Source organism: Thermoleptolyngbya sp. M55_K2018_002, assembly GCF_015295965.1.
In the GTDB taxonomy this organism is placed as follows: Bacteria; Cyanobacteriota; Cyanobacteriia; order Elainellales; family Elainellaceae; genus Thermoleptolyngbya; species Thermoleptolyngbya sichuanensis.
The window spans coordinates 1-4,421 of the sequence record NZ_DVEA01000279.1 but is presented as its reverse complement, the minus strand read 5'-3'; the positions used below and the strand labels follow the sequence as shown (position 1 = coordinate 4,421).

General features: G+C 59.5%; 4 protein-coding genes. 2 read left to right on the top strand and 2 right to left on the bottom strand.

Going from position 1 to position 4,421, the window contains the following annotated elements; translation table 11 throughout:
• Positions 1 to 1,282 (top strand): DUF4912 domain-containing protein (locus tag IGS51_RS14365; protein ID WP_297079190.1); only part of this gene is annotated, 1,282 nt, incomplete at its 5' end.
• A 309-nt stretch (positions 1,283 to 1,591) separates the two neighbouring features.
• Here the strand turns inward: IGS51_RS14365 and IGS51_RS14360 are convergent.
• Together IGS51_RS14360 and IGS51_RS14355 are read right to left on the bottom strand one after the other, a co-directional pair.
• Entirely contained in the window at positions 1,592 to 2,902 is a 1,311-nt protein-coding gene (locus tag IGS51_RS14360) for a TldD/PmbA family protein (protein ID WP_297079189.1), read from the bottom strand.
• Between the two features lie 88 nt (positions 2,903 to 2,990).
• Positions 2,991 to 3,857, bottom strand: coding sequence for a Tab2/Atab2 family RNA-binding protein (locus IGS51_RS14355; protein WP_297079187.1), 867 nt, complete (start codon positions 3,855 to 3,857; stop codon positions 2,991 to 2,993).
• 129 nt (positions 3,858 to 3,986) lie between these two features.
• On the opposite strand from IGS51_RS14355, the gene IGS51_RS14350 reads away from it, so the two are divergent.
• Entirely contained in the window at positions 3,987 to 4,349 is a 363-nt protein-coding gene (locus tag IGS51_RS14350) for a hypothetical protein (protein WP_297079185.1), read from the top strand.
• Positions 4,350 to 4,421 lie beyond the last annotated feature (72 nt).

The following is a 4,421-nucleotide window of genomic DNA, read 5'->3' as shown; positions in this document are numbered from 1 at the left end:
CCTGCCGCCCCCGGTACGCCCCAGCAGCCGTGTGGTGCTAACGCCTTACAACTGTCGAGATGCCTACGCCTATTGGGAACTGACGGACGATCAGAAGGCTGACCTAAAGCGTCGGGGCGGTCGAGATCTAAAGCTGAAACTGCTGGACGTGACAGACATCGACCTGAATCGTCAGGAGCCGCACAGCGTCCAGATGTTTGACGTGGCAGAAACCGACCAGGATCGCCACCTGCCCATCGCCGTGGACGATCGCGATTATCTGGTGGAGGTGGGCTACACCACTGCCGACGGCACTTGGCTTCCGGCAGTGCGCTCTGAGCATGTGCGCGTGCCCGCTTGCCCGGTAGAGGCGGCTGATATTGCGCCAGTGGTAGAAACGCCCGAAACCCGTGAAGTCGTCCAGGCGGCTCGTGTCCCCGGCGCGGCGGTGCTAGGGGGTGCAGCAGCCGCAGGGGCAGCGCTGGTGGGGCTGGCAGGCAAGGACAAGACCGGCCGCATCGTGCTAACCCCCCGCGATTCCAAAACGGTCTACGCCTATTGGGAAGTGCCCGACGAGCAAAAGGCAGATCTGAAAGCGAAGGGAGGTCGCGACTTTAAGCTGAAGCTGTATGACGTGACCAACATTGACCTGGACAAACAATCGGCCCACGATGTCAAAACCTATGACGTGTCGGAGCTAGACCAGGATTATCATGTGCCCATTGCCACGCCCGATCGCGACTATCTGGCCGAGGTGGGCTACACCACTGCCGATGGCACCTGGCTCCCTGCTGCTCGGTCGGAGCATGTGCGCGTTCCTTCGGTGTTTGCCGATGGGGTTCCGGCGGCGGGTGCAGTGCTGGGGGGCGTGGCGGCAGGTGGTGCGGCGATCGCCGGTTTGACCCAGCCGACCTATACCTCCGTCGCCGACCTGAAGGTAGACAGCAAGGCAAACTGCCTCCTGCTGAGCGATCCCGACATCAGCCGCATTCAGAACGACATCGCGGTTAAGACTGACCTGGCCCCCGGCAAGTATGCCATCCGCATCACAGAAGGAGCCTTTGACTACAAAGCCGAAGCCGGTCATCCAGGCGAACCGTGGGTCATCCTGTGGATTTATAACGGCAAGGTGATCAACCAGAAGACGGGCGTTCCCGTCGGCGCAACTTGGTCTACGCTGAATGGCTACGACGACGTGCTGCACCTGGAAGTGCTGGAACCGGCCAAGCTAGATGCCTTCTTTGTGGATACCCACCTGGAGGACAACGAAGGCGTTGTCAAAGTGGTGGTGACCAAGGAATAGCGCGGGTTCGCATTTCATTCACCTGTTTTCAGCCTGTTTGTAGCCTGTTTTCAGAGCCAGATCAAGAGCGGCATGGGGCAGTCAAGCGTTTCCATGCCGCTCTGTTTTTGACTTCGTTGCTCTGAAATATGAGAAGAAATATCAGAAATATTAGGTCGATTCTCGATTTTGCGATTTTGGATTTGCAGTTTCGGATCACGGGTCAACCGTCTCCACAGCTTCCAGCACTGTCATCCACAGCGCCATTCACTTGCTCTCAGGAGGCTGTAATCCCCAGTCCAAAATCTAAAATCCCCCAAATCCCCACCCCTACACTCGCCCCGTCACCGATAGCCCACCCACCACCACTGACGGCGTGTAGCAAGAGCCATTCCATTCAGCATCACCGCCCAATTCAATCAGGTTTCGCAGCGCCGTATAGACATTCCCCGCAACCATCGTGTCTTTGACGCGGCCCACCACCTCACCGCGCCGCACTCGATAGCCCAGATCGACATTGATCGAAAATTCGCCCGAAATGCCTGCGCCGCCACCCAGCATTTGATCCACGATAATGCCGTCTTGCATAAGCGCCAGCAGGCTTTCCAGCGGCTTAAAGCCCGGTTCGACAATCAGGTTAAACAGGCCCGGCGTGGGATAGCTGCCCAAACCCGGACGAAAGCCGTTGCCCGTGGTGCCGCTGCTGAGGGCGCGGCCGATGGTGCGGTCGGTGTAGAACAACTGCAACGCGCCCTCTTTAACAAAGGTGATGGGCTGGGTCGGGCTGCCTTCATCGTCGAAGGGGCAGCTAAAGGGGCCGATGTCGGGATGCTGCGACAGGGTGAGGCGGGAATCCATCACGGGTTCCCCAAGGCGATCGCTCCAGGGCGAGGCCCGCTCAATTACCTGCTTGCCGTTCATGGCAGATTGCACCGTGCCCCACAGCATATCCGCCGCTTTGGAGGTAAACAGCACAGGCACTTTGCCCACGGGCGGCGCGGTGTTGCGTTGCGCCCAGTCGAGCCGCTGCACAATCTGCTGCGCCAGCGAAACCGGGTCGAGAATGCCGCGTTCGGTCTGGCCGTCGGCCACGCTGAGAAAATCTTCGCCGCGAATCCATTCCGCTGCCATGTAGCAACTGAGGGTGGTGTCGGTATAGCCGCAGTCCAGCCCGTTGGAGTTGATCAGCCGCGTGGTTTCCACATCGCACTCCCAGTCCGCCGTGCAGAGCGCTTCGGGATATTGTTCGCGCACCAGGGCGATCGCCTCTCGTCCCCATTCCACCAACTGTTCGACGGGTACGCCCACCCCCAAATCGGGGTAGTGCTTGGGATGGGCGGGAGCCAGTTCGATCGTCTCTGGCTCGCTGAGCTGACTGAGGGCGATCGCCCGTTCCACCAGCGCCCCTGGCTCCACCGGCCCATAGGCCACCGCCAGCCCCGGCCGCCCATCTCGCCATAGTCGCAGCGCAATTCCCTCGGCCTGCGAGGTTTCCAATTGCTTCAGCCGATTCGCCTCAAAAAACACCGGCCGCGACAGCGATTGCGACTCATAAACCTCCGCCGCCTCGGCCCCAGACCGCAGCGCCAATTCCAGCAGTTGCTCTGCCAGGGATAGGGATGAGGGCGGACGAGGAGCCATAGGCGGGGGTGGAGAGTGCTGATGGAGCGATTAAAGCGATCGGGGAGGAGAGTCTAGGAGATGGGGAGAGGAGATTTTCAGCCCTCCCTCAGCCCAGCACCAACTCCGCCAGCAGCCAGAATCCTTTAAATTCCTCTGCCTGCGGATCGGTTTGCACGGCGATGAAATGAATGCCGCCAGCTTTGGCTTTGGCCATTTCAAACTGGGCAGCTTCTTGCTGGAGGGCGGCCGTCGTCAGGGTTGCCAAAATCCAGGAATCGCTGCCACCCGTTTCCAAGAGCAGTTGGGGTGGCTTGGATTCAGAGAGATATTTCACGTAGGCGAGTTCCAGCCCTGACATCCAGGCAGCAAGGGGCAGGGCGCGGCTGGAAAACAGCAGCAGACCCGGAACAGGTGTGTCAGGGGCGAGTCCCGCCAGCGCCAGCGGAAACGATTCCCCAAAGTCGATCGCCCATTCGCTCAGGTCGTCAAAGGCCGCTGCCTCCAGCGTGACAAAGGCCCACTTTTCCCCAATCAAGGCATCCGGGAGGGGCTGGGGCGTAGGGTTGGGCAGCAGCACCGAGGGATTGCCGCCGGCCTGATAGTTGGGCATTTCTGGATAGACACTGGCCAGGCGCTCGTCGAGCCAACGGCTGAGGGCGAGGGTGCGGCGGCTGGCGTAGGCAGGAATGCCAGCCTCCTCGCAGGCTTTGGTAATCATGTTCGACATTTGCCGCCGAAAGAAGCGGATTTTGTCGGGCGGGGCGGGGGCCTGGGCGATCGCCGCTTCGACCGATTCCCGCAGCTTGACCGAGTTGACCTCGGTGTTGCTCAAAAAGGTGGAATAGCGAAATAGCCCGTCCACTGGCTGCTTCACGTCCAGAGGGCTTTCGCAGATCAAAACTTCCCACAGCTTTTTGCCCTTCTCGTCCAAAACTGGTCGAGAATAGAAATCTAGCTCCCAGATGGTTGGCATTCCCGGTCTTCTAACGTGCGTCTCTGCCCTGATCATACGGGACGGTGGATCATTAAAGGTTTTGGATTTGGGATTGGGAATTTCTGGGGTTTGGATTGGGAATTTCTGGGGTTTGGATTGAGAACCGTCGTGAAACAACGTCGTGAAACGATGAGGAAGAAAATGCTGGGGATCAGGCGACTGCTGGGGTGGATGCTGGCATTTGGGCTGGGGTTGGGTTTTGGGGCGCTAGCGCCAGCTTTGCAGAGCAGCAGCCTCGCCGCGCCCGTGTTTTGTCGGGTGGTAGACGGGCATTCGGTGTGCGTGCTGAGCCTCCAGCGCAGCGCCAAAAACTTTTGGGAATATCGGGCGGCGGTGAGCGTAGACGGTGTGGTGCGTCCGATGGAGGTGTATGACTGTCGCGATCGCCTCCGGCACAAGGCAGACGGCACGACGGTTTCTTTTTCCAGAGACCTCGCAGGGGCGATCGTTTGTCGCCTTTACAAACGCTGATGCGAACGCTAAGAGGGTGTTTTTGAAAAGGTATCGCCTGTAATGTTAAGCACTCAGAGATCCCCCCTAGCC